General features: G+C 64.4%; 18 protein-coding genes. 3 read left to right on the plus strand and 15 right to left on the minus strand.

Annotation, left to right across the window (positions count from 1 at the left end; all coding sequences use genetic code 11):
* Positions 1-212 precede the first annotated feature (212 nt).
* Genes CF70_RS00030 through CF70_RS00040 form a run of 3 tightly spaced genes read right to left on the minus strand, consistent with a single transcriptional unit; the run spans position 213 to position 2,609 of the window.
* Positions 213-413 (minus strand): DUF2783 domain-containing protein, encoded by a 201-nt coding sequence (locus CF70_RS00030; RefSeq protein ID WP_035858714.1) that lies wholly within the window; start codon positions 411-413, stop codon positions 213-215.
* 14 nt (positions 414-427) lie between these two features.
* Positions 428-2,038: an FAD-dependent oxidoreductase gene (locus tag CF70_RS00035; RefSeq protein WP_035858717.1), complete on the minus strand. Its 1,611-nt coding sequence runs from the start codon at positions 2,036-2,038 to the stop codon at positions 428-430.
* 16 nt (positions 2,039-2,054) lie between these two features.
* Positions 2,055-2,609: a VOC family protein gene (locus CF70_RS00040; protein WP_035858720.1), complete on the minus strand. Its 555-nt coding sequence runs from the start codon at positions 2,607-2,609 to the stop codon at positions 2,055-2,057.
* Positions 2,610-2,790: 181 nt separating this feature from the next.
* Here CF70_RS00040 and CF70_RS00045 point away from each other — a divergent pair, with 181 nt between their 5' ends.
* Positions 2,791-3,231, plus strand: a complete 441-nt coding sequence (locus CF70_RS00045; protein ID WP_035858723.1) for a MarR family winged helix-turn-helix transcriptional regulator — start codon at positions 2,791-2,793, stop codon at positions 3,229-3,231.
* Between the two features lie 681 nt (positions 3,232-3,912).
* On the opposite strand, the gene CF70_RS00055 is transcribed toward CF70_RS00045, so the two are convergent.
* The 9 genes from CF70_RS00055 to CF70_RS00095 form a co-directional block, all read right to left on the minus strand.
* Entirely contained in the window at positions 3,913-4,266 is a 354-nt protein-coding gene (locus tag CF70_RS00055; protein ID WP_035858729.1) for a RidA family protein, read from the minus strand.
* 64 nt (positions 4,267-4,330) lie between these two features.
* Positions 4,331-5,488, minus strand: coding sequence for an NAD(P)/FAD-dependent oxidoreductase (locus CF70_RS00060; RefSeq protein WP_035858733.1), 1,158 nt, complete (start codon positions 5,486-5,488; stop codon positions 4,331-4,333).
* Positions 5,478-6,857, minus strand: a complete 1,380-nt coding sequence (locus CF70_RS00065; protein WP_035858736.1) for an NAD(P)/FAD-dependent oxidoreductase — start codon at positions 6,855-6,857, stop codon at positions 5,478-5,480. The genes CF70_RS00060 and CF70_RS00065 overlap by 11 nt, the downstream gene beginning before the upstream one ends.
* Complete coding sequence (locus CF70_RS00070; protein WP_035858739.1) at positions 6,850-7,206, minus strand: (2Fe-2S)-binding protein; 357 nt, start codon at positions 7,204-7,206, stop codon at positions 6,850-6,852. Before CF70_RS00070 ends, CF70_RS00065 begins: the two co-directional genes overlap by 8 nt.
* On the minus strand, positions 7,196-8,323 hold the full coding sequence (locus CF70_RS00075) for an NAD(P)/FAD-dependent oxidoreductase (protein ID WP_035858741.1): 1,128 nt from the start codon (positions 8,321-8,323) through the stop codon (positions 7,196-7,198). The genes CF70_RS00070 and CF70_RS00075 overlap by 11 nt, the downstream gene beginning before the upstream one ends.
* A gap of 37 nt (positions 8,324-8,360) precedes the next feature.
* On the minus strand, positions 8,361-9,155 hold the full coding sequence (locus CF70_RS00080; RefSeq protein WP_035858743.1) for an ABC transporter permease: 795 nt from the start codon (positions 9,153-9,155) through the stop codon (positions 8,361-8,363).
* 23 nt (positions 9,156-9,178) lie between these two features.
* Positions 9,179-10,114, minus strand: a complete 936-nt coding sequence (locus CF70_RS00085; RefSeq protein WP_035858745.1) for an ABC transporter permease — start codon at positions 10,112-10,114, stop codon at positions 9,179-9,181.
* The gene (locus CF70_RS00090) at positions 10,107-11,174 is read right to left on the minus strand and encodes an ABC transporter ATP-binding protein (protein ID WP_035858746.1); all 1,068 of its coding nucleotides are present in this window, start codon (positions 11,172-11,174) and stop codon (positions 10,107-10,109) included. Before CF70_RS00090 ends, CF70_RS00085 begins: the two co-directional genes overlap by 8 nt.
* Positions 11,175-11,250: 76 nt before the next feature.
* Positions 11,251-12,282 (minus strand): ABC transporter substrate-binding protein, encoded by a 1,032-nt coding sequence (locus CF70_RS00095; protein WP_035858748.1) that lies wholly within the window; start codon positions 12,280-12,282, stop codon positions 11,251-11,253.
* 199 nt (positions 12,283-12,481) lie between these two features.
* On the opposite strand from CF70_RS00095, the gene CF70_RS00100 reads away from it, so the two are divergent.
* Positions 12,482-13,390, plus strand: a complete 909-nt coding sequence (locus CF70_RS00100; protein ID WP_035858750.1) for a LysR substrate-binding domain-containing protein — start codon at positions 12,482-12,484, stop codon at positions 13,388-13,390.
* Positions 13,391-13,442: 52 nt separating this feature from the next.
* Here CF70_RS00100 and CF70_RS00105 read toward each other — a convergent pair whose 3' ends face one another.
* From CF70_RS00105 to CF70_RS00115, 3 genes are all read right to left on the minus strand, one after another.
* Complete coding sequence (locus tag CF70_RS00105; RefSeq protein WP_035858752.1) at positions 13,443-15,173, minus strand: hydantoinase B/oxoprolinase family protein; 1,731 nt, start codon at positions 15,171-15,173, stop codon at positions 13,443-13,445.
* Positions 15,163-17,274: a hydantoinase/oxoprolinase family protein gene (locus tag CF70_RS00110; protein ID WP_051647926.1), complete on the minus strand. Its 2,112-nt coding sequence runs from the start codon at positions 17,272-17,274 to the stop codon at positions 15,163-15,165. Before CF70_RS00110 ends, CF70_RS00105 begins: the two co-directional genes overlap by 11 nt.
* A 114-nt stretch (positions 17,275-17,388) precedes the next feature.
* Positions 17,389-18,372 (minus strand): Bug family tripartite tricarboxylate transporter substrate binding protein, encoded by a 984-nt coding sequence (locus CF70_RS00115; RefSeq protein WP_035858755.1) that lies wholly within the window; start codon positions 18,370-18,372, stop codon positions 17,389-17,391.
* 307 nt (positions 18,373-18,679) lie between these two features.
* Here CF70_RS00115 and CF70_RS00120 point away from each other — a divergent pair, with 307 nt between their 5' ends.
* Positions 18,680-19,573 (plus strand): LysR family transcriptional regulator, encoded by an 894-nt coding sequence (locus CF70_RS00120; RefSeq protein ID WP_200876666.1) that lies wholly within the window; start codon positions 18,680-18,682, stop codon positions 19,571-19,573.
* Positions 19,574-20,555: the final 982 nt, after the last annotated feature.

Raw genomic sequence — 20,555 nt, forward strand, 5'->3', positions numbered from 1 at the left:
GTCGGGATGGCGAGCATCACCCTGACGCGAAAAATGCAATTAATCGCCAGGGTTCCAACTCCAACCTTAACCCGGGGTTCTGGCAGACGCACTGCATGGCCGGATGGACATGTTGAGCAAATCACGACCCTTTTGCGCGATACAGCAGAAGTGCCTGGAAGACTAATGTTGCCCCCGAAGAATGTAGCTCTTCGGGGGCAACAGCAATGTGCTTAACGCTGTGGCAATCCACGCCTTGCCACGACCATCGCCTCCGTTAGAATCTTCCTATCGCCGATGTGGTTAGCCATGACCAGCAGCAGGCGTGCCTGGAACAGGAGTGCATTCTCCTCCGACAGATCGCGCTGGCAACCGATCAGCTCCTCGTAGAAGCCGTCTGGATCCGAGATGTTGGCTTGATGCTCAAGCGCCATGATGTGCCCCTCCTTTAGTGACCAACTGCACGATGAATGGCTGCTCTGATCCAGTCCACGTCAAACTCGCGCCAGCGTGCCGCCACATGCTGATCCGGCCGAATCAGATAGGTTGTGCCTGGGCGGCCGTCATAGCGCTCCGCAAGCAATCCCTCCGAATCGAGCAAATCGCGGCCTACCTGTAGGACAGACACATCGAAGCCGGGCAGATTTACCTCATGCGGGTTTTCGCTGCCCCCAAAAACGAGCAACGAAAAGCCCGACGGAAGCGCATTGAGGAACCAAACAGCGCGCCCGCCCACTGTTACGGGGGCATCGGCGCAGTTGGTGCCAGGACACATCCTGCTATCGAACTCGCCAGCGTCTGCCGTGTTCAGCGACGAGCTCACGTAGGGCGTCGGCGTCGACAAGCGTCCACTGTTAACAAGACCGCGGGCAAAGGGCTCGGTCTCGGCAAGCTGGAGCGTGGCATCACGCAGGAGACGGCTGGCCCGGCTCTTCGGCGTAATGAAATCTGTTGATCTGGTCGAGTTCCTGAGGTTGTCGTCCGCAGCGAAGGCTCGCTCTTCGTGGTAGGTGTCGATAAGCGAAAACGGCGCCTTACCGTCCATGACGAGCTTAAGCTTCCAGATGAGGTTGTCGATGTCCTGAACACCAGTGTTGGCGCCACGAGCTCCGAACGGTGATACCTGGTGAGCAGCGTCGCCAGCGAAGAGAACCCGGTTGTAGCGGAAGTGGTCAACCCGCCGGCAGGCAAACTGGTAGACGGAAACCCATTCCAACTCGAACTCGACGTCCATACCGAGCATCGCCTGAATTCGCGGGATGACTTTCTCGGGCTTCTTCTCTTCCTCCGGGTCGGCGTCCCAGCCCAACTGGAAATCAATCCGCCAGACGTTGTCCGCTTCCATGTGCAGCAACACGCTTTGGTTACGATGAAAGGGCGGGTCGAACCAGAACCAGCGCTCGGCAGGGAAAGGCGCTTTCATCACGACGTCAGCGATCAGGAAGCGGTCCTGGAAGAACTGTCCCGTGAAATTTGCATTGACCATGCGGCGCGTATCGCTGTTGGCGCCATCGCAAGCGATAACCCAGTCCGCTTCCATGATGAACACGCCATCAGGCGTTTCAACGGTGAGACGGGTGTGATCGTTCTCCTGCGACAGGCTCAATAAGCGATGCTTCCAACGTAGTTCGATCTCTTCGCTCTGATGGCACGCATCGACCAAATACTCCTCCAGGTAGTATTGCTGGAGGTTGATCATGGCTGGCATCTTGTGTCCAGACTCGGGCAGAAGATCGAACTGGTAGACCAGGTCCTCATGGAAAAAGACCTTGCCAATCTTCCATTGGACGCCCTTCTCGACCATGCGTCCGGCGACGCCAATACGGTCCCAGATCTCGAGCGGCCGCTTCGCGTAGCAGAGCGCCCGCGAGCCAAGGCTGACCGTGTTGTTGTCGTCCAGCACGATCGCGCGGATGCCATGGCGGGCGCACTCCAGGGCGGCGGTCAGGCCGATTGGGCCAGCACCGATGATGACGACCGGGTGGCGGCGGACCTGTCCGGTGCGCTGCTCGTCCGTTTGCAGGTAGGGAAAGCGAGGGTATTCGTAAGCGTGAAGCATGCGACGTCCTCCAGGCTCAGGCGTGGCTCTGCGCTGTTTGGGAGAACTCCTTTTCGTGCAACCAGGCCGCTTGTCGGGGGGCGCGTCGCGTTTCCGCCCATTCCTCGAGCATTGCCCATTTCACGTCGTCGAGCTTGCGCATCTGTTCTTCGGTAGCGCAATCCGCTGCAAGCTCCACTCGGTGGCCGTTCGGGTCAAGGAAGTAGATCGACTTGAAGATGCCGTGATCGGTCAGGCCGGTGACCGGAATGCCTGCCGCCTCCAACCGTACCTTCGTGCGCTCCAGAACGTCCTCGCTGTCGACCTGGAATGCAATGTGCTGAACCCAGTCCGGGGTGTTCTGATCCCTGCCCATCGGCGGCGAATTCGGGATCTCAAAGAACGCCAGCACATTACCCTGGCCCGCATTCAGGAAGACGTGCATGTACGGATCTGGAGCCTTGGTGGAAGGGACACTGTCCTCGGCAATGGCAAGGACAAACTCCATGTCGAGGTGTTTCGTGTACCAGTCGACCGTTTCCTTGGCGTCACGGCAACGATAGGCTACGTGGTGTATGCGTTGGGTCAGCATGTTGTCTCCGGTGTCAATGTGTTCAAGCGCACTTAGATAGTAACAAATGTTACTGTAGTGAGCAGGTCCATCTTCGTCAATGGTGGTACAGGCAAAGTACTTGCCGTAAACCAAGAATATTGATCTAAATCAAAAACGACGATCTGGTATCATCTGATATTAAAATGGAGGTGATCGAGTCGTGGAACTACGCAAGTTCTTTCCTTACAGGCTGGCCCGGGTTGCAGAGATCGTCAGCCAGGCCACTGCCCAGGTATATGCGGAGCGCTTCGGACTGACCCGTGACGAATGGCGGATCGTGGCAGCGCTTGCAGGCCAGGGAGCCATGAAAACATCGTGGATCATGGAGAATTCGACGCTCGACAAAATGCGGGTGAGCCGCGCCCTCGCGCGACTCGAGAGGGACGGGCTGACGATCAGAACGTCTGACCCGGAGGATGGGCGTGCTTGGCTAGTCACCTTGCAGCCATCAGGGACTGCCCTCTACAGGAAGATTGTTCCTATGGTGGAGGCGCGGGAGGACTTTCTGTTGTCAGCACTGACCGAGTCGGAACGGGAGGTTCTGATCGCAGCGATCGATAAGGTGTACGACCGGGCGGCCCAACTGCTGCGTCAAGGTTGAAGTGACATCTTTGCATCGCCTTGGCCGTGCGTTGGAGTGCTCTCAGCCTTACTTCAGGATCCGAAGCAGCTCGATCGCGGCTGAGACCAAGTGCGCAGGCACACCGCGCCTCAAGGGCGCGATCAGTCCAGTGCTCGCAGCGCGTAGAATTCGGCGGATTTCATGCCGATTTCGTGCGAAAACTTGAGCGAAGTGATGCGCGCCCACCATAAGGGGTGCGCGCACCTGCGCGGTGTAGTGGGCCGACGATTTGCCATCCGGCATCGCATCCCTGCACTCGACACGACAAATCAGTTGGGTTTCGGAGCAGTCGCTGGTTGCGATAACGCGCGCGCCGCACGCCGATCCCTTGGCCGTGAGACGCCCATGAGCCAGAGGCGTGAAAGAGCAATCGACGTGCCGCAACATTCGTCCGACGGGCGCCCAGGCGAGCACCCATTCGGTATCGAACGGAAGGTCCTCATACAGCGCGCCCAGCCCTTGCGCCAGTGGTGCGAGGAGACAAAGCCGGATGCCGAGCCTGGCATGGACTACAGGCTCGGGGAGCTTCCGGAGCCAAGGCTTACCTGCAGTTGGCGAGCGACAATTATCAATGCGCCGGCGGCGCCAATCGGACCGATAAAGCGTCCCGGTTAGCGCCTCTTGCATGTGCGCCTGGCGGCCCATGCACCCGCCCCTGGGTTAGAGCGCCGCCGTCACGATGATTTCGACCAGCAGTTCGGGGCGTGCCAGCTTGGCCTCGCACGTCGCGCGCGTAGGTACAGCGTGCTCGGGGATCCATTCCTCCCAGGCGGCATTCATGCCGTCGAAGTCGCGGGCGATGTCCTTCAGCCAGATCTGCACCGACAGCAGCTTCTCTTTGTCGGCGCCGACGCTGGCCAGATAGCCGTCGATCTTCGCGAGCACGTCGCGGGTCTGGCCGGCGATGTCGGCGGTGGTGTCCCCGGCGGTGACGCCGGCTACGTAGACGATGTCGTTGTGGACGACCAGGCGGGACAGGCGTTTGGTGGATTGATAGCGCTGGATCTGGCTCATGTGCGATTCCTGTTGGTGGTTGGTTGAGGGTGGTGTGGTGGAGGGTGATGAAGACGGTATTGGCCTAACCGCGCTGGGTTGCAGCCTGCGTGCCCTGGGGTTTGCCAAAGCGATCGATGGCGAAGGCTTCGACAGGGAGTGAGGCATGCCCCTCGGTGACCAGTTCGGCAACGATCTGGCCTACGATGGGCCCCAGCTCAAATCCATGCGCGGAAAAGCCGAATGCATGCACCAGGTCGGGCGCTGTGCGGCTGCGGCTGATGACGGGGATATCGTCCGGCATGAAGGCTTCCACGCCCGCCCAGGCGCGGTTGATCGCAAGCGGGCCGAGGTGGGGGAACAGCGCGGTAACGGTCTGTGCGCTGGTCGCCAGCTTGAGCATGTCGACTTCGCCGTGGCGGGCTTTCGCATCCGCCTCGCAGCGCAGTCCGCCACCGATCAGCACAGTGCCGTTGGCGAACTGCTTGAACGACAGGGCCCGGCCAGTGGCGCCCAATACCGGTTTGACGAAAGGCGCAACACGGTAAGTGATCATCAGCATCAGGCCGCCGGCCTGCACCGGCACCGGCTCGCCGACCTGTGCCGCAAATTCGCCGGCCCATGCCCCCGCCGTGTTGACGAGATGGCTGGCGCTGAAGGTGCCGCGCTTTGTGCGGATTAGCCAGTGGTTTCCCATGCGCTCCACCTGCAGCGCCGGCGTGCCTTCGTGGATCGCCACGCCGGCGCGCTCGGCCGCGCGCCGGAAGCCAGTCACGGCGCGGTAGGGCAGGGCATGGCCATCTTCGTGCGCCCAGATCGCACCGGTGACATGGGGCGCTATGGATGGCACCAGTTCGCGCACGGTGTGGGCGTCCACCAACGCCTCGTGCGTGAATCCCAGCGCCTGTAACTGTGCCACGCGGTCACGCAGCACTTCCATCTCGGCCTCGCTCTCCGCCACCTTGAGCTGGCCGCTCGGTACGAAATCGGCATCGTCGCCGGTCAGCTCGGCCAGGCGGTGCCACAGCTTGCGCGCGGCGAGTGCAAGCGGGATCTCGGCCACATGCCGGCCCAGCGTGCGGACCCCGCCGGCATTCACCCCGGAAGCGTGCCGGCCGCAGTATTCCGCTTCGAGCAGCGTCACCCGCAGGCCGCGTCGCGCCAGTTGCAGCGCGCTGGAAGTCCCCTGCAGGCCACCGCCGATGACGATGACATCGGCCCCTAGTTTGGCATCAGGCTTCACGGGCAAGCTCGCCAAGGGTGATCGGCTTGATGGGCGGGCGGATACGGTAGTAGCCCACTTCCTGCGGCGGCACGCCGCGTGCCTGCGCGATGATCTCCGTTACGGTCAGCCCGCAGAGCCGGCCCTGGCACGGGCCCATGCCGCAACGGCCGAAGGACTTGGTCTGGTTGGGACCACCGCAGCCGAGTTCGACAAACGCACGGATCTCGCCGGCCGTGACCTCTTCGCAGCGACACACGACGACCCCGTCCGCCGGCACGCGGTTGGCGGCCTTGGGGCGATACAGCGCATCGAGGAAGGGGCGGATCTGCAGGTGCGAGCGCAGCGCCGCGAGGGCGGGCGCTGCGTGGCGGTCGCGCTCGGCGGCGTCCAGGCGGCCTGCCGCATGCGCGGCGGCCAGTCCGGCCAGTTCGCCTTGCAGGCGTGCTGCCAGCGCACCGCCGATGCCGCGCCCATCGCCGGCGATATAGATGCCGGGAATGTCGAGCGCACCCCATTGGTCCGCTTGCGGCTGCCAGCACAACTGGATATCGTCCCACCGATGCGCGGCACGCAGCGCCCAGGTGAACTGCGTATTGGGTACTACGCCCTGGTGGAGCAGCACGGTGCGGGTCTCGATGCGATGTTCGCGCCCGCCGCTGGTGAAGTGCAGCGCGCGCACCGCATCGTCGCCCTCGACGGCCAGGCCGGTGGCGCCTTTGTAGAAGGGCACGCCGCTCTTCCTGAGCGTGCGCATCAGCGCCAGGCCCTTCTTCAGGTAGCGCCAGCCCGCCAGCGCGCCGCCCAGGTGCGATAGCGCGCGGCGGTAGTCCGCGCCATCGGTGGTGTCGACGATGGCGCGGATGGGCACCCCGGCGCGCACATACTGCCACCCCAGCAGGTAGAGCAGCGGGCCACACCCGGCCAGCACCACCGGCTCGACGGGCGCGAGGTCGGCACTCTTGAGGAGGATTTGCGCCGCGCCCGCGGTCATCACGCCGGGCAGGGTCCAGCCCGGAATCGGGAAGGGCCGCTCCATGGCTCCGGTGCATAGGATGACCTGCCCGGCCTGCAGGCTCGCCACGCCGCCATCGCGCAGGTAATGCACGACACGCTCGCGCGTGACCTGCCACACCGCCGCGCCGGTGATGTGCAGTGCGCCGCTGGCGGCGAAGGCCTTGGCCAGGGCGGCGCCGGCCGCGTAGTCCGGCCCGAGGATGCGCAGCCGCTCCGGCGTGGCTGCCGTGATGGCACGATAGATCTGGCCGCCAGGGGCCTCCTGCTCGTCCAGCAGCACCACGCGCGCGCCGTGGGCGGCGGCGGCTACGGCAGCGCCCATGCCGGCCGGCCCGGCGCCGATGATGGCAATATCGCATTGCTGCTCAGACATGGTCGGCCTCCTTCTCGGTTGCGGTCACCGGCGCTGTGAACTCAATCTCAAGGTCGCGCGCGCCATGCTGGCTGCGCACGGTCATGCCTTCGCGCACCTGCACCAGGCAAGCCTGACGGCTTGGCTGGCCCTCGATCTCCATCAGGCATTCGAAGCACACACCCATCATGCAGTAGGGCGCGCGCGGGGCACCGCTGACCGGGGTGGTGCGCAAGGGCGTCACGCCGCTGGCCAGCAGCGCGGCAGCCACGCTGCGCCCGGAGGGCACACGCAGGGGCTGGCCGTTGAATTCGATCGTCACCATGACGGCGCCGTTGGCAAGCGGGCGGAACAGGGCTTCAGTGGGCATGATGGAAAACCTGGTTGGTATTGAGGAAGCGGTCGCCGGTGAATACGTCAATGCCCTCGGGCCTGGCGCCGCCGCTGACCCACGGCGCTACATGAAAGACATGGGCGGCGGCAAGCGTGACGCCGCTGTGGCAAGTGGTGACAAAGGCGCCGGGGCAAGCGGCGCTCTCCTGGTAGATCGGGAAACCGTCTGGGGTCATTACGCGCAGCGCACCCCAGGCGCGCACCAGCTTGAGACTGGCCAGCGCGGGAAAGCTGCGCACGCCGCGACTGGCGATCGCGCCGAGCACGTCCACCGTTGTGCCGTCATCGAACCCGACGTCTTCCATCGAGTCGCCTAGCTGGATGGTGCCCTCGTCGGTTTGCCGCACATAGGTGGTGGGATGATCGAGGAAGTGCGAGGCCCGCTCGCCGATCAGGACCTGGCCGCGGTTGGGCGCCACCGGAGCATGCAGCCCGATCTGCCCGGCCAGCGCGCGATTGCCCAGGCCGGATGCCAGCACAATGCGGGGCGCCTCAAAGCGCGTACCGCCGGCTTCCACGACAAAGCCCGCGCCATCGCGTGCGATCTGTCCTACGCCGTGGCGGGGCAGTATCCGTACGCCACGCTGCTGGCATGCCGTGTGCAAGGCACGTAGCAGCTTGAGAGGATTCGCGTGGCCATCCATCGGCGTGTAGCTGGCGCCGGCCACGTCCGGTCCGATGCCGGGCAGGCGCGCGCCCAGCATGTCGTGGTCCAGCATCTCGAACGGATAGTCGCCGCCAAGGTCGTCGCGAATGCGTTGCAGCCGCGCCTCGCGCGCCTGCATCTCCTCGGCGGAAAAGCAAAGGTGGAAACCGCCAGGCTGTTTGAGTTGCACATCGATGCCTGTATCTTCCAGCAGCGCGGCGGCCAGCGCAGGCCATCGCCGCGCCGAGCCCATGGTCCAGCTGGCATAGGGCGCCATGCCGTAGCCCTTGCCCTGGACCCAGACCAGGCCGAAGTTGCCGCGCGAGGCACGGAAGGCATCGTCGCCTTCGTCCAGCACGGTCACGCGCACGCCGCTGCGGGCTGCGCCGTAGGCGATGGCGGTGCCGACCAGGCCGCCGCCGATGACAATAAGATCGCTTGTGGTCATGATGAGAGTGGGTTGCGAAACACGCCTGCGCGGGCGTTCAGTTCTTTCCGATCAGCACGCGGTCGAGCCCGACGACGCGGTCCAGCAGCACCATCAGCACCAGTGTGCCGACGATCAGCACCGTGGACACCGAGGCCACCAGCGGATCGATGGTCTGGGCAATCTGGTTGTACATGGCCACCGGCAGCGTGGTGGTGCCCGGTGTGGCGACGAACACGGTCATGGTGAGTTCGTCGAAGCTCTGGATAAAGGCCAGCATCCAGCCACCCGCCACGCCCGGCAGGATCAGTGGCAGCACCACCCGCCGGAACGCCGTGAAGCGGCTCGCGCCGAGCGACAGCGCCGCCCGTTCCGCGTCGTGGTCCAGTCCGGTGGCGGCTGCCAGTACCAGGCGCAGCGCATAGGGCATCACCACCACCACGTGCGTCAGCGCCAGCCAGAAGAACGAGCCGCTCACACCCACCGTGGTGAAAAAGCGCAGGAAAGCCACGCCAAGCACTATGTGCGGGATCATCAGCGGCGACATGAAAAAGCCCATCAGCGCGCCGCGCCCCGGAAAGCGATAACGGGTGAGCGCCAGCGCGCCCGGCACGGCCAGCGCCACCGCGATGGTGGCCGAGGCCAGCCCCAGCCATAGCGACAGCCAGAACGCGTCGACAATCTCGTGGGCGTCGCCGATGGCGCGGAACCAGCGCAGCGAGAACCCGTCTGTAGGCAGGGAGATATAGCCCTTGCCAGTGAATGAGACCGCCACCACCACCACCAGCGGTGCTACGATGAAGGCGATGAAGAGGCTGTGGTAGAGCAGGGAAAACAGTCCGTTCTTGCGCATGATTTTCTTCTCTTGTTCTCTCTTCAGCCTTCGAACACCTGGCGGAAACGCCGCTCAACCAGCCGGTTGCAGCCCACGATGATGATCACGTTGGCGATCAGCAGCAGCACGGCGATAGTCGCGCCGAGCGGCCAGTTCAGCGTGTTGAGGAACTCGTCATAAGCTGCGGTGGCTACCACCTTGAGACGGCGCCCGCCCAGGATGGCCGGCGTGGCGAAGGCCGATGCCGCCAGGGCGAATACGATGATGCCGCCGGACAGGATGCCCGGCAGGATCTGCGGCAGGATGATGCGGCGGAACACAGTGAAGGGCGACGCGCCAAAGGCCAGGCCAGCGTTCTCGACCTGCGGGTCGAGTTTTTGCAGCGCGGCCCATACGGAAATCACCATGAAGGGGATCAACACGTGAGTGAGCGCGATCACCACGCCGGTCATGGTAAAGACAAGCTTGACCGGCTCGTCGACAATGCCCATCCATTGCAGGGCCTCGTTGATCAGCCCGTTGTTGCCTAGCAGGATGGCCCAGCCAAGCGTGCGCACCACCACCGAGATCAGCAGCGGCCCCAGGATCACGATCAGGAATAACGCGCGCCAGGGACTCTGCATGCGCGCCAGGATGATGGTCTCGGGCACGCCAAGGACGACGGTCAGCAAGGTTACAGCCAGTGCAAGGCCCGCTGTGCGCAGGAAGATCTCGTGGTAGTAGCTGTCGCCCAGGACCTCCAGGTAGTTGGCCACGGTCAGGTCGGGCAGCACGCCACGCGTGCCGTCGAATACATGGAACGACAACAAGGCGGTGAGCGCGAGCGGCACCAGCAGCATGGAGGCGAACAGCAGCAGCGCGGGACCCGAAAGCAGCCAGGGCGCCGAGCCGGCATGCGCATCGCCGCTGGCCGTGGCGGTCTTGGCGGGCGCGGCCGGGGCGCCGGAGGGCAGGGTGGAGACGGTGGTGTCAGCCATGATGTTGCTCCGCCGTCAGTACGCGCAGGTCGTCGTCCGACCACAGCACGCTGACCACCGAACCCTCTTCGGGTGGCGCGGTGCCATGATTGGGCTGGCTGACGCGCAGCAGCCCTAGCGCGCTCTGCACTTCCAGCATCCAGTGGTTGCCGAGGAACAGGCGCGTCCGCACCGTGGCGGGGATGCCGCCGGCACTGGCCTGCTCCAGACGGATTTTTTCGGGGCGCACGTAGACGTGCACTTCCTTGCCGATCTCGCGGCCTTCATGTGGCACATGCGCGAGCGTGGCGCCCAGGCGGACCTCGCAGCAGCGTGGGTTGGTCTTTTCCACCACGCCGCGGATGGCATTGGTCTTCCCGAGGAAGCCGGAAGCAAAGGCGGACTGCGGTCGTTCATAAGCCTCGAACGGCGCGGCCAGCTGCACGATGCGCCCGCCATGCATCACGGCGATGCGGTCGCTCATGGTCATGGCCTCGACCTGGTCGTGTGTCACCAGGATGGTGGTGATGCCGAGGTGGCGCTGGATGGCCCGCAGCTCGATATGCATGTCCTCGCGCAGCTTGGCATCGAGATTGGACATCGGCTCGTCGAGCAGCAGCACCTCGGGCCGGATGGCCAGCGCGCGGGCGATCGCCACGCGCTGGCGTTGGCCGCCGGACAGCTCTCGCGGATAGCGCTTGCCAAGGCCACCAAGGCGCACCAGCTCAAGTGTCTCGTCAATGCGCCGGCTGCGATCGGCGCCGGCCACGCCGCGCATCTCCAGTCCAAAGCCGATATTGGCAGCTACTGTCATGTGCGGGAACAGCGCATAGCTCTGGAACACCACGCCCATGCCACGTTTTTCCGGGCGCAGGGCGGTGATGTCCCGGCCATCGAGCAGGATGCTGCCACGCGTGGGTTCCACAAAGCCGGCGATCATCTGCAGGGTGGTCGTCTTACCGCAGCCGGATGGACCAAGCAGGGAGAGGAACTCGCCGCGCTTGACTTCCAGGCTCAGGTTTTCGACGGCGTGCAAGCCGCCATAGGCCTTGGCGAGACTGTCTAGGGTGAGGAACGTCATGGTCTTTTCGTGGTTGGCGCGGCGCCCCCCGCAAGAGGCTCCGTCTATCGTGGCAATTACGGGAAAGGGCGCTGTTTCAGCGCTCCACAGTGCGGTTCCACCGGTTGGTCCACTCGGCGCGCTTGTCGTTGACGAGCGTCCAGTTGGTCGGCAGCAGCTTGTCGATCTGCGCCTTGCCATAGGGCACCTTGGCCGATACCTTGGCATCGAGCGCGGTCTTGGCATTGACCGGGCCCCAGCCCTGCGAGTCCGCCAGCATGGCTTGCACATCTGGTGTCAACAGGTATTGGACCAGCGCCTGCGCCTGCGCGGGCACATCGCTTTGCACCACCGGGCAGGCCGCGATCATCAAGGCGGGAGCGCCTTCCTTCGGGTAGACGAACTCCACCGGGAAGCCGGTATCCTTCAGGCTCTGCACGCGGCCGCTGCCCCACACGGCCAGCGAGATATCGCCATTCTGGAAGAGTTCGGTCATCTTGCCGGGCGACGGTTCCCAGGCCAGCACGTTGGGCCCCACTTCCCTGGTCAGTGCGGTGAAGCCGGGATCGATGCTCTGCTCGCTGCCCTTGCGAAGCTTGGCGAACATCACCAGCGTTTGCAGGCCGTAGGTGTTGCTGATGGGCGGGATGGCGATCTTCTGCTTCAGCTTCTTGTCCGCCAGCGCTTCCCAGGAATCGGGCTTTGGCAGCCCCGCCTTCTTGAAGGCTTCGGTGTTGTAGGCCAGGCCGGTGGCCACCACACCCACGGCGGTGGCCTTGTCAGTGAGGCGGGCAAGCGGATACAGATCCTTGTACACCGGCGCATCCTTCAGCGTGTCGCAGAAGCCGAACTGCACCGCTTGGTACATGGGACCATCGTCGAGCAGGACCACGTCCAGCTCCTGCCTGCCCTTCTGGGCCTGCAGCTTGGCTAGCGTGTCGGTGGAGTTGCCGGACACGTACACCACCTTGACCTTTTCCTTTGCCTCGAAGGCCGGGATGATCTTTTCCTTGAACAGTTTCTCGGTCGAGCCACCGTAGGAGCCCACATACAAGGTGGGCTGCTGCGCCACGGCCGCCGATGCCGAGAATGCCGCCAGGATGGCCGCCGCCACAATGTGCTGCTTCATCTTTTCCTTCCTCCGTGTGCACCAGTAATGAGCGATGCCTCACCAAATCAATGCATAAACGTTATGGTTGCACCGCAACAGAAAATTCGGCAAGAAGCTGCTTGAATCATTGCTGCCTGGCATAGATTAGAGGGACGGACGACGCTTGGAAAATTCTTTTTTTTGGCCTATCCATAATATGGTGTTATAGACTTGCGGAATGAAAATCCGACAACTCGAAGCCTTCCGCGCCGTCATGCTGTGCCAGACGGTGACGCGCGCCGCGGAAATGCTGCATATCTCACAGCCGGCCGCCACCCGGCTCATTGCCGACCTCGAGGAATCGGTCGGCTTCGCGCTGTTCGAGCGTGTGCGCGGAAGGTTGTACCCGACCGCCGAGGCCCAGGTGCTCTATGAGGAGGTGCAGCGTTCGTTGGTTGGGGTGGAGCGCATCGCACTGGCCGCGCGGGACATCCGCGAGTTGCAGCGCGGCTCGTTGCAGATTGCCGCGGCGCCCGCGCTGGCCTTATCCTTCCTGCCGCGCGCCATCGCGGAGTTCCTGACGCAGCACGGTCAGACGCAGATCTCCATGCTGACGCACTCATCCCGCACCGTGGTGGACATGGTGGTGGGGCAGCGCTGCGATGTCGGGCTGGCGATCCTGTCGATGAACCACCCCAGCACGCATGGTGAGCGGCTGATTTCCACGCGGATGGTGTGCGCGCTGCCGGTCGGGCATCGGCTATGCAGCGAAGCGGTGATCCGGCCGCACGACCTGGCGGGGGAGAAATTCGTATCGCATCCACGCGCGCTGGATTCGCGCCTGCAGATTGATGCGCTGTTCGCCTCCTATGGGATCGAGCGCCAGCTGCAGGTGGAGACGCAGGTGTCGTGGAGCATCTGCGCGTTCGTGGAAGCGGGACTGGGGGTGGCGCTGATCGATCCGATCACCGCGCTGGAGTATCGCGGCAACGGCATTTGCTTTCGCGTCTTCGAACCGCAGTTGACGACGGATTTTTCCGTGCTGTTCTCAACCCAGCGGCCGCCGTCGCTATTGCTGAAATCGTTTATCGCCCACACGCGCGCGTTCGCGATCGCGCAGCTGGAACCGCACCTGGTGGTGGCATGAAGCTCGGCGCGCGCGGCGCAGGTCCGATTGCGCCGCGTGCCCCATGCGTGCCTCAGGGTTGTGCGTCGACGTAACCGGGATAGGCTTCCCGCGCCGCGGCGGGCGTCACCTTGCCATCGCGCAGGTCCCGCGCCAGCGCCTGTGCGCTGCGCTGCGCAGGATCGCCATAGCCGCCGCCCCCGGGCGTCTCCATGCGCACGCTCTCGCCGGCTTCCAGCGCGATATTGGCAGTCTTGGAGAACAGCTCGCTTTCCTGCGCGGTGCCCGAGTTCCGTACCAGCCGTGCGCGCCGGCCATCGTGTCCGCCATCCACGCCAGCAGGCACGCCTACGATATGGCTGTCCGAGCGCGCGGAAAAGACAATGCCCGGCACCAGCGCGCGGATCTGCTTGGCGATGCCTAAGCCCCCGCGCGTGCGGCCGGCGCCGCCGGAGTCGGCAATCATCGCGTACTCATCCATGCGCAGTGGATACTCGTTCTCCAGCGCTTCGACCGGCAGGTTGGACGTGTTGGTCATATGCACGTGCACCGCGTCCATGCCGTCGCCGTCATAGCGCGCGCCGCTGCCGCCGCCAATCGTCTCCAGGTAGACAAAGTCGCCCGCGCGCTGGCGCAGGCGCCCGGAGAACACGATGGCCGGGCAGGAGTCGTTGCCCGAGGCCATGATCTTCTCCGCCGGCAGCAGGCCGCGGAAGGCGCCGAAGATGGCGCCCGCTACCTTCTGCGCGGTGATGGAGCGCGCACCCACCGCGGCGGGCGGCTCGGGATTGGTGATGGTGCCGCGCGGCGCGCTGATGGTGATCGGGTCGAACATGCCGGCATTGGGCACGAGTTCCGGGTCCAGCAGCGCCTTGACCGCGTAGTACACGGTGGCGCGCAAGGCGTTGATCGGCAGGTTCATGGCGCCGCGCGCCTGCTTGCCTGAGCCGGTGAAGTCGAAATGCAGCCTTCCTTCCGCCACGGTCAGGGTGACGCAGATGGGCACCGGATCGCCGCCCATGCCGTCGTCGTCCAGATAGCTGGTGAACGTGTAGTTGCCCTCGCGCAGCTCGGCCACGCGGTTGGCCAGTCGGCGGCGGGTATAGCGGATCACGTCTTCCACCGAGCGCAGCACCGCCTCGAGTCCCATCTGGCGCAGTAGCCCGCGCACCGCCTCGGCACCGCGCGCGTTGGTGGCCATCTGCACGCGCAGGTCCAGCATGCGTTCCTCGGGGTCGCGGGTATTGCTGCAGACCAGGCGCAACAGGTCATCATTGAGCTCGCCGCTGCGCGCGATGCGGCAGGCCGGGATGCGTACGCCTTCCTCGAAGATGCTGCGCAGCGTGCCGGCGATGGACCCCGGAACCGCGCCGCCCACGTCGGAATGGTGCGCGATATTCGCGGTGAAGAAGCGCAGCGTGCCTTCCCAGAATACCGGCGTGACGATATTGATGTCGGGCAGGTGGCTGCCGTTGGCCAGGTAGGGGTCATTGCAGATAAAGGCATCGCCGTCTCGGATGGTATCGGCGGGAAACTGCGCCAGTACGGCCTCGATGGCGCCGTTCAGCGAGCCCAGGTGCAGCGGGATCTGCGTGCCCTGGGCCACTAGCCGGCCGGCAGCATCGAACAGCGCCACCGAGCAGTCCTTGCGCTCCTTGATATTGGTGGAGAACGAGGCCCGCACCAGCGTGTTGTTCATGTCCTCGGTGATGGACAGCAGCCGGTTGCTGAACACTTCCATCTCGATAGGGTCGGCGAGTGCATCCTGGCTGGGTGCTGCGGCGCGGTTGGATTCAGTGGACATGTTCGCCTTCCTGGGTTTCCTGGCTTGCATTGATGGTGGGGACAGGCTCACGCTGGCCGCCGGCTACCGTGACGATGAGGTTGCCATAGGTGTCGACCTCGGCATGGTGGGTGGGGCCGAGCACGGTGGTCGAGCTCATTTCCTCGATCACTGCCGGGCCATCGATGCGCAGGCCCGCCCAAAGCTGGTCTCGGTCGTAGACCGGCGTCAGGCGCCAGCCATGCGCGCGGCCGTGGTAGACCTCGCGTTTTCCCTGCAGCGCCTGCGCCAGCGTGCCGCCGGCGCGGGCCGGCGCGAGCGGGGCCTTGATGACCTTGCCGACCGCCTGCACCCGGCAGTTGATGATCTGCACCGCGCGCCCCGGCACCTGGTAGCCGTACTCGCGCGCATGCTCGGCCTCGAAGGCCGCCAGGAAGGACGCCAGCTTGTCGCCGTCGATGGCCTCCATCGGCACCTGGACCTCGAAGTTCTGGCCATCGTAGCGGGCGTCGATAGCGTAGTGCAGGCGCTGGCTGTGCGGCGCCACATGCTCGGCCTCGAGCCAGGCCTGCGCCTCGCCTCGCAACTGGGTGAATGCACTGACCACGCCTTCCCAGCCGGCGCCATCGGCCAGCGAGATCTCGCTGCGCACGAAGTCGAACGAAATATCGGTCAGCAGAATGCCGCGCGCACACATGGTGCCAGGCTCTTGCGGCACGATCACCACGGGAATGCCGCATTCCTCGGCCACCTCCACCGCGTGCAGCGGACCGGCACCGCCATAGGCGTACAGCGCGAACCGCGACAGGTCGTAGCCGCGCTCGGTGGACACGGCGCGGATGGCGCGGCTCATATTGGCGTTGGCGATGCGGATGATGCCCTCGGCGGCGTCTTCCAGCGGGATCCCCAGCGGCGCCGCTACCTGCTCGGCAATCACACGGCGGGCACCGGCCAGGTCCACCGGCATGCGGCCCTTGAGCAGCGCGACCGGGTTGAGGCGCTGCAGCGTGATTTCGGCATCGGTGATGGTGGGCTCGGTGCCGCCGCGCGCATAGCCCACCGGCCCGGGCACGGCCCCCGCGCTATGCGGGCCGACCTTGAGCGAGCCGGCGTCGTCGCGCCAGGCAATGCTGCCGCCGCCCGCGCCGATCACGTGGATGTCCACCATCGGCGTCTTGACCGGATAGCCGGCCACCTGGCGGTTCGATGTGAACAGGGGCCGGCCCGCGGAGATCAGCGAGACGTCGGTGCTGGTGCCGCCGACATCGAAGGTGACCAGGTCGGGCCGGCCGATGGCGCGGCCTACCGCGGCCGCGCCCACCACGCCGGCGGCGGGGCCGGAGAGGCAAGTACGCACCGGATACTGGCGCACCGCGGCGGCCGACATCAGGCCGCCGTTGGAGTGGATGGTGTAGGGGCGCGGGGCAATGCCCAGCTCGGCCACGCGTGCCATGAAGCGATCCAGGTAACGCGCCATGCGCGGGCCCACGGCTGCATTCAGCACGGTGGTGGAAAGGCGCTCGTACTCTCGGAATTCCGGCAGCACTTCGCTCGACAGGCTGACATACGCGCCGGGCATGACGTCTTCCACAATGGCCCGGGCGCGCTGCTCGTGCGCAGGGTTGCGATAGGCATGCAGGAAGCAGACCGTCACTGCCTCCAGGCCGGCGGCGCGGAAGGCTTGCGCGGCGCGGCGCACGGCCGCCTCGTCCAGTGGCGTTACGACGTGGCCCTGGGCATCCAGCCGTTCGGGCACTTCGATGCGGTGCGCGCGGGGCACCAGCACCGGCGGCTTGGTCACGCTGTAGTCGAACAGGTGAGGGCGGGTCTGCCGGCCGATTTCCAGGATGTCGCGGAAGCCCTGGGTCGTGATCAGGCCCACCGCCGCGCCTTTGCGCTCGATGATGAGGTTGGTGGCCACGGTGGTGCCATGGCCCACGTGCGCCACATCGGCGGGTGCCACGCCGTGGTCGCGCAGCAGTTCGGCAATGCCGCGCTCGATGGCCTCGGACGGGTCGTGCGGGGTGGAGGGGACCTTATGGAACTGCACGGCCCCGGCCGCCTCGTCGATCATGGTGAAGTCGGTGAAAGTGCCGCCGACGTCGATACCGATTCGGTACATGTTGGGTTCCTGGGTTGCGCTGGTGAAGACGGGGAGAATCGGGATGTTGGGAGATCAGGAGTTGAACGCGCGCTTTGGCTGCCCGCCGGGCGGCAAGGGCAGCCCGGCAGCATCTCATTCGGGCTTGATGCCTGCGGCTACCGCCACTTTGTGCCATTTGGCCATATCGGCGCGGATGAACTGGGTGAACTCCGCCGGGGACATGCCTGACGGCTGGGCGCCTTGCTCTGTGAGGTAGGCGCTCATCTTCTTGTCGTGCATGACCGCCATCAGCTCGCGCGACAGGCGGCCCGCGATCTCGGGCGGCATATTTGGCGGCCCGAACAGGCCGAACCAGACAATGGCCTCGAATCCCGGATAGCCGGACTCCGCCACCGTGGGCACCTCCGGCAGCATCGGCGAGCGCGTGAGCGACGTCACGGCGATGGGTTTGAGCTTGCCGCCCTTGATGTAGCCGTAGGAGGTCATCACCACATCCATCATGCTGTTCACATGTCCGCCGATCAGGTCGGCCATGGCGGGGCCCGAGCCCTTGTAGGGCACATGGGTGAGCGATACCCCCGCGGTGGACTTGAACAACTCGAAGGCCAGGTGGTTGGAGGTGCCCTGGCCATTTGAGGCAAAGGCGTACTTGCCCGGCTCGCGCTTTAGCAGGCCCACGAACTCTTTCATATTGCCGGCCGGCACCGCGTTGTTCACTACGAGCACGTTGGGGATGGTGGCGACCATGGTGAGCGGCGTGAAGTCTTTAAGCGGGTCGTACGGCAGCTTGGCGAACAGGCTGGGTGCCACCGCATGGGTGCTCACCGAACCCATCAGGATGGTGTAGCCATCCGCTGGCTGGCGCGCTACGAACTCGCTGCCCACCGTGCCGCCCGCGCCGGGGCGGTTCTCCACCACCACGGTGCCCTTGACGCGTTCCCCCAGATCCTCCGCGATCTTGCGTGCGATCAGGTCCGTCGAGCCGCCCGCGGCAAACGGCACTACCAGACGGATCACCTTGGCAGGCCAGGGGGCTTGCGCGTGCGCACTGGTACTGCCCAACAGGAGTGGACACAAGATGGGGAGGCAGGACAACAGGTGCTTCAGGGTAGGCATCACTTAGTTCTCCGTAGTGGGGAAACAGGCAGCGCAACTGCCTGCATGCGCTCACTGGCTTCTGGCTGGCAGGCTAGCCAGCCCCGTGCGCGGATGCATGGCCAGGGTCGAATCGGGGCTGGTGCGACGAAGCCGGTTGACATCATCTTAGGCAGCTGGCCGGCCGCCACGCGATGCTGTCACCGTTATACTGGTATCCATCAGACAAATACTGCACGCCGCCGCTGGCATGGCTGCCAATGTCCACTGACAGCCTCTGACGTTGGCACGGAGCTCGCTTAAGCTGTGTTCCTAATGGACCGATTCCATGAAAAGTGCCGACCTGAACCTTGTCGCCCACTTTGATGCACTGATTTCGTGCCGCAACGTATCCCGTGCGGCCGAGCAGATGCAGCTTTCCCAGCCCGCCATGAGCGCGGCGCTGAGCCGCCTGCGGAGGCTGTTCAACGATCCGCTGCTAGTGCGCGAAGGTGCGCAGTGGAAGGCCACCGCACGGGCGCTTGAGTTGCATCGGACCTTGGCGCCTATCCTGCAGCAATGGCAAGCCGCCACCGCGCCGCGCGAGGAATTCTCACCGGCCAGCAGCAAGCGGGTGATCTCAATTTATGCGACCGACTATGTACAGTTCGCCATGTTGCCCAAAGTCGTGGCCAAGGTGGCGCAGGAGGCGCCTCACATGCAGTTACGCGTGTTGCCGGCGCGCCTGCAGCACGGACTCAGCATGCTCGAGACTAACCATGTCGAGATGATTGCGGGCTACTACCCCGAGCCAGCGCCGAACTTGCGCGCGCGTTTCCTGTTCGAGGAGCCGACCGTATGCTTGATGCGCGCCGGCCATCCTTCCCTGGAGCGCCCTTGGAACCTCAACGCCTTCCTGCGTTACAAGCACATCGACCTAGCCGCGCATACCCGCTATTTCAGCGAGCGGATCGACCGAGCGCTGGAAGGGTTAGGCCGGAGCCGGCAACTGGCGGTAACGCTGTCGAGCTATCTGGCCTGCCCGCATGTGGTCGCCGAGTCCGACATGATTGCGACTTTGCCTAGCAGCGTCGCCAACGCCCTGGTACGCAGTACCAATACAGTGATCCGGGAGGTTCCGATTTCCCTGCCGGCCCTCAGCGTGTCCCTGTATTGGCATGAGCGCTACCAGACTGATCATGGGCATGCATGGTTGCGGCAAGTGATTGGGGACATTTTTTGATGGTAGCCGCTTCATCGGTCCAGCCGGCATCGTCAATGCAGTTGTTTCATGAAGCGCAATCAATCGCCTACACCTGACTCCATCTTCCAAGCCCATAGAAGATAAACGGGTGTCCTGGCCTTGGCAGAGAGCATCCCTATCCCGGCGACGAGGTGTTTTTTGAGCAATTCACCTCGGCGTACTATGGAAACTCGCCAACCCCTTTCCGCGATAGAGAGAGAGCGATCTGGCTGCGGTGCGGCGCGTCCAAACGCTGCTGCTCGAGGGCTACGCTGAATGCAGACCTCGCCAGCAAATGATTGAACGGCTATGCCGCCTGGAATCCGGCCAAAAGAGTGGGATGACGACGACAGGGCGAAGCGTGCGCCATAGCAGCCGGATTGCACACGCGGGATGCGACGGCCGTTGAAGATGCCAAAGGGCAAAGCGTGCAGATTGAAGCACTGAAGTGGCATGTGAGGCACCTCGTCGCTGCGCACGCCAGGCTAATCGGGGCAGTGCAACTGGCGGGTGGCATGAGCGCGCTGGAGCGCGTCTGGCAGGAAGACAAGTCCATAGGCGATACGGTGCCCGCACTCGATGCCGTGTCAGACGGGGCTGTCACGCTGACTCTGCCCCACGGACCGTCAAGCCCCGTCCAGGGTCCAGCATGCGCGATCGCCACACGCGACTAATCGCTGAACACGGCATGAAAGTACACAGCGAATACCGCGATGCGCGTCTTGCTCGTAGATGAATGCCGCCAGGGGTTCTCACAACGCGGCAAGGATTTCTCGCCGGCTCTAGCATCGAGCTGCTGCCCGGAGTAATTTGAGTCCTATGTCACCCTTGATCGCAGAGGAGTTGTTGAGGATCGCTAATTCCGCTAGCGGCGACCGCTATGTCCGCTAGCAAGCTCATGGCTGTAAGTCATTGATCTATATGCGAAATGGCCGTTCATTGGCTTTTTTTCCATTTTCCGTCCATGTTCAATGATTCCGCT

The organism is Cupriavidus sp. SK-3 (genome assembly GCF_000611145.1).
GTDB lineage: Bacteria > Pseudomonadota > Gammaproteobacteria > Burkholderiales > Burkholderiaceae > Cupriavidus.